This window comes from Bacillus sp. C30, assembly GCF_040838255.1.
GTDB classification, from domain to species: domain Bacteria; phylum Bacillota; class Bacilli; order Bacillales; family Bacillaceae_G; genus Bacillus_A; species Bacillus_A mycoides.
The window spans coordinates 1-3,079 of the sequence record NZ_JBFPJH010000362.1; the positions used below are offsets into that span (position 1 = coordinate 1).

General features: G+C 37.2%; 2 protein-coding genes and 1 pseudogene. 2 read left to right on the forward strand and 1 reads right to left on the reverse strand.

Features of this window, described 5'->3' with window-relative positions; genetic code table 11:
- Window positions 1-55: 55 nt before the first annotated feature.
- Entirely contained in the window at window positions 56-922 is an 867-nt protein-coding gene (locus AB3X49_RS20235; protein WP_002126793.1) for a GNAT family N-acetyltransferase, read from the forward strand.
- 116 nt (window positions 923-1,038) lie between these two features.
- A pseudogene (locus AB3X49_RS20240) lies at window positions 1,039-2,253 on the forward strand (multidrug efflux MFS transporter).
- Between the two features lie 55 nt (window positions 2,254-2,308).
- On the opposite strand, the gene AB3X49_RS20245 reads toward AB3X49_RS20240, so the two are convergent.
- The gene (locus AB3X49_RS20245) at window positions 2,309-3,070 is read right to left on the reverse strand and encodes a DODA-type extradiol aromatic ring-opening family dioxygenase (protein ID WP_367964350.1); all 762 of its coding nucleotides are present in this window, start codon (window positions 3,068-3,070) and stop codon (window positions 2,309-2,311) included.
- Window positions 3,071-3,079: the final 9 nt, after the last annotated feature.

Here is a 3,079-nt window from a genome sequence, read left to right on the forward strand (position 1 = left end):
TTTCTATTATATACGGTTATGGTTTGATAATAAGTCATTAGGGGAAGGGATATAGATGATGGAATTCCAATTTACAAAACGTGCATATAAAATATTGGAGATTGCAGCAGAAGAGGCTGAGTGTAGTAAAGGTATTATCCATCCAGTTCATCTATTTATAGGAGCTTGTAAGGAAGGTACTGGAGTTTGCGCGGAGTTACATATGTATTTATTTCACACGGTGGGTATGGATTTTTTAGCAAAGATATCGTTACTCCAACAATATTATGCAAATGAAATAGAATACATAAATGTTGGGGAGTTTAAAGTTTCAAATAAGACGATAGAAGTTTTAAAAGTAGCGAAGAAACGGATGGAACGTTTTCAGCAAATAGTAATAAATGAAGGGCATGTTTTATATGCAATTTTTCAAGGGGATACAGTTATTGATAAGGTTATAAGTGAAAAGATGAAAAAAGATCTATTGCAAATTACATCTGAACCAAGAGACTTGACGGTTGCATTAACAATATTTGATCCTATTTGTAATAGTTTAAGCTGTAATATTAGAAAAGCGATCTCTTCTGATTTTGAAAAGTTGGCACGTTTTGTTAAGGATGAATTTGGTGAGCGTTGGTTAAAATCTTTAGATTATGGATTTCGGACATATAAAGAAGAGTTACCTATTTTTATTGCTGAACAAGGAGGAGAAATCATTGGTTTCGCTTGTTACGATGTTGTGAGAGGAAAGAAAGGGTTGTTTGGCCCGATGGGTACAGCGAAACATAATCGTGTGAACGGTGTTGGGAAGACGTTATTGAATCATTGTTTATATAACATGAAGAAAAGCGGATATGAGTATGCAATTATAGGACAAGCAGGTCCGATTGAGTTTTACGAGCGATGCTGTAATGCACGTTTAATACCCATAGGAGATAATTAACTCTATCCCTTTGCAAAGAATGCAAAGGGATAGAGTTTTATTATGTATAAAGCAAATTACTAAACTTTTTCTAGAAAACGGTGTAGAATGGGTATCGAATGAAAGAAGGTGTGAAAATGGCCAGCTGGAAACGAAATTTAATGATTTGTTGGCTAGGTTGTTTTACCACTGCAGCCGGTATGAGTTTAGTAATTCCTTTTTTATCTTTTTATATTGAGGAATTAGGGGTGACCGGCACTTCTAGTATTGCACAGTGGTCGGGACTTGCATTTGGTGTGACATTTTTAATGGGTGCGATCGTATCACCAATATGGGGCCAGCTTGGTGATATACATGGTCGGAAATTGATGCTTATACGTGCGAGCCTTGGTATGGCGATAATTATGACGCTTATGGGGTTTGTGACAGATGTGTATCAATTAGTCGCACTTCGGTTTTTAATGGGATCGGTATCAGGTTTCCTTTCTACAGCGATGACACTTATTGCTGCAGAAACTCCGCAAGAACATTCAGGTTGGGCAATTTCTACAATCTCAACTGGAGGCGTGAGCGGTTCATTACTTGGGCCGATACTCGGAGGTTATTTGTCAGAGTTAATCGGAATGCGCCATGTTTTTCTAGTTACAGGAGCTTTCTTATTCCTGTCCTTTCTTATCGTCTTTTTCTTCTTACATGAGGAGAAACATTCTGCTAAAGAAAAAAAGGCACAGCCGAAAAAAGTATGGACGATGGTCCCTGCAAAACATTTAATAATAAGTTTATTTGTAGCAACGTTTATTATTCAGCTTGCAAATATGTCGATTCAACCTATTATTACGTTGTACGTAAAGCATTTGGCAGGACCAGGAACAGATCATATTGAAATGCTTGCAGGTGCAGTCATGTCTGCGACAGGATTAGCAGTTATTTTAGCAGCTCCTAAGCTAGGAAGATTATCAGATCATATTGGACCTCAAAAAACGTTAGTTGTAGCGTTGTTTGCTGCAGGAATTATTTTTATTCCGCAAGCATTTGTAACCTCAGCTTGGCAACTATTAATTCTTCGCTTTTTATTAGGTATTGCACAAGCAGGACTATTACCTTCCGTACAAACTCTACTAAAATAACATACGCCAACCCATGTAACGGGACGAATATTTGGATATAATCAATCGTTTCAGTTTTTAGGAAATATGATTGGGCCAGTACTTGGTGGACAAATTGCAGCTCATGCAGGCTTCCAATATGTTTTCTTCTCTACATCATCACTATTATTTATTGCGTGCATTTGGGTTTATTTTCATAGTAAGAACGAAGAGGTATCAGAGAAACGACATTTGGAAGTTAGTTAACTATGTGAATGAAAAACAGAAAAAGGATGAAGCAATATTGCTTCATCCTTTTTCATTAAAATTGAAGGCAAAGATAACTTAATGTACCAAGCTCGTAGCTACGGTGAATGACCGTACCGTCGTTCTCACCACTACCCATCGCGATAAATAGAGGAACAAAATGTTCCGCTCTTGGTACAGCTAATTGTGCATGAGGAGCATTTCTTTCCCAGTTAAACAATGCATCTTTATCGCTAGTATGCATATGATTTATAATCCAATCATCAAATTCAATCGCCCATTGTTCCGGAGTTGTTTCATTCCATTTTAATGCTCGTAAATTATGAACAGTAACTCCGCTGCCGATTACTAAAATATCTTCTTGTCCAAGTCCTTGTAGTGCCTCTCCAATTTCAAATTGTTCTTTTGCAGGAAGGAATGGATTTACTGATATTTGTACGACAGGAATATTGGCTTCTGGGTACATACGATGCAGGAGTGTCCATGAGCCATGATCTAAACCTCTCGTCATATTATGATGGACTGGAATGCCTTTGTTTTTAAATTTTGTTTCTAGCATAGACGCAATGCTAGAAGAGCCTTTCGCATGATATTTGATTTCGTATAACTCAGGAGGAAAACCTCCAAAGTCATAAATTGTTTCATATACTTCATCTGAAGAGGAGATCGTTAATACTTCACTTTCCCAGTGAGCGGTAAAAATAACAATAGCTTTCGGTTTATATGTTTCTCCAAGTGTCTTTAAAAAGCGTGTATAGTCTGTATCTTGAATAGCAAGCATAGGTGATCCATGTGCTAAAAATAGTGAGGGCATCATGATTAAAAC

Bases quoted from the DNA above. Each gene is read 5' to 3' on its own strand.
- AB3X49_RS20235 (WP_002126793.1), top strand. From the start codon at position 56: ATGATGGAATTCCAATTTACAAAACGTGCATATAAAATATTGGAGATT.
- AB3X49_RS20245 (WP_367964350.1), bottom strand. From the start codon at position 3,070: ATGATGCCCTCACTATTTTTAGCACATGGATCACCTATGCTTGCTATT.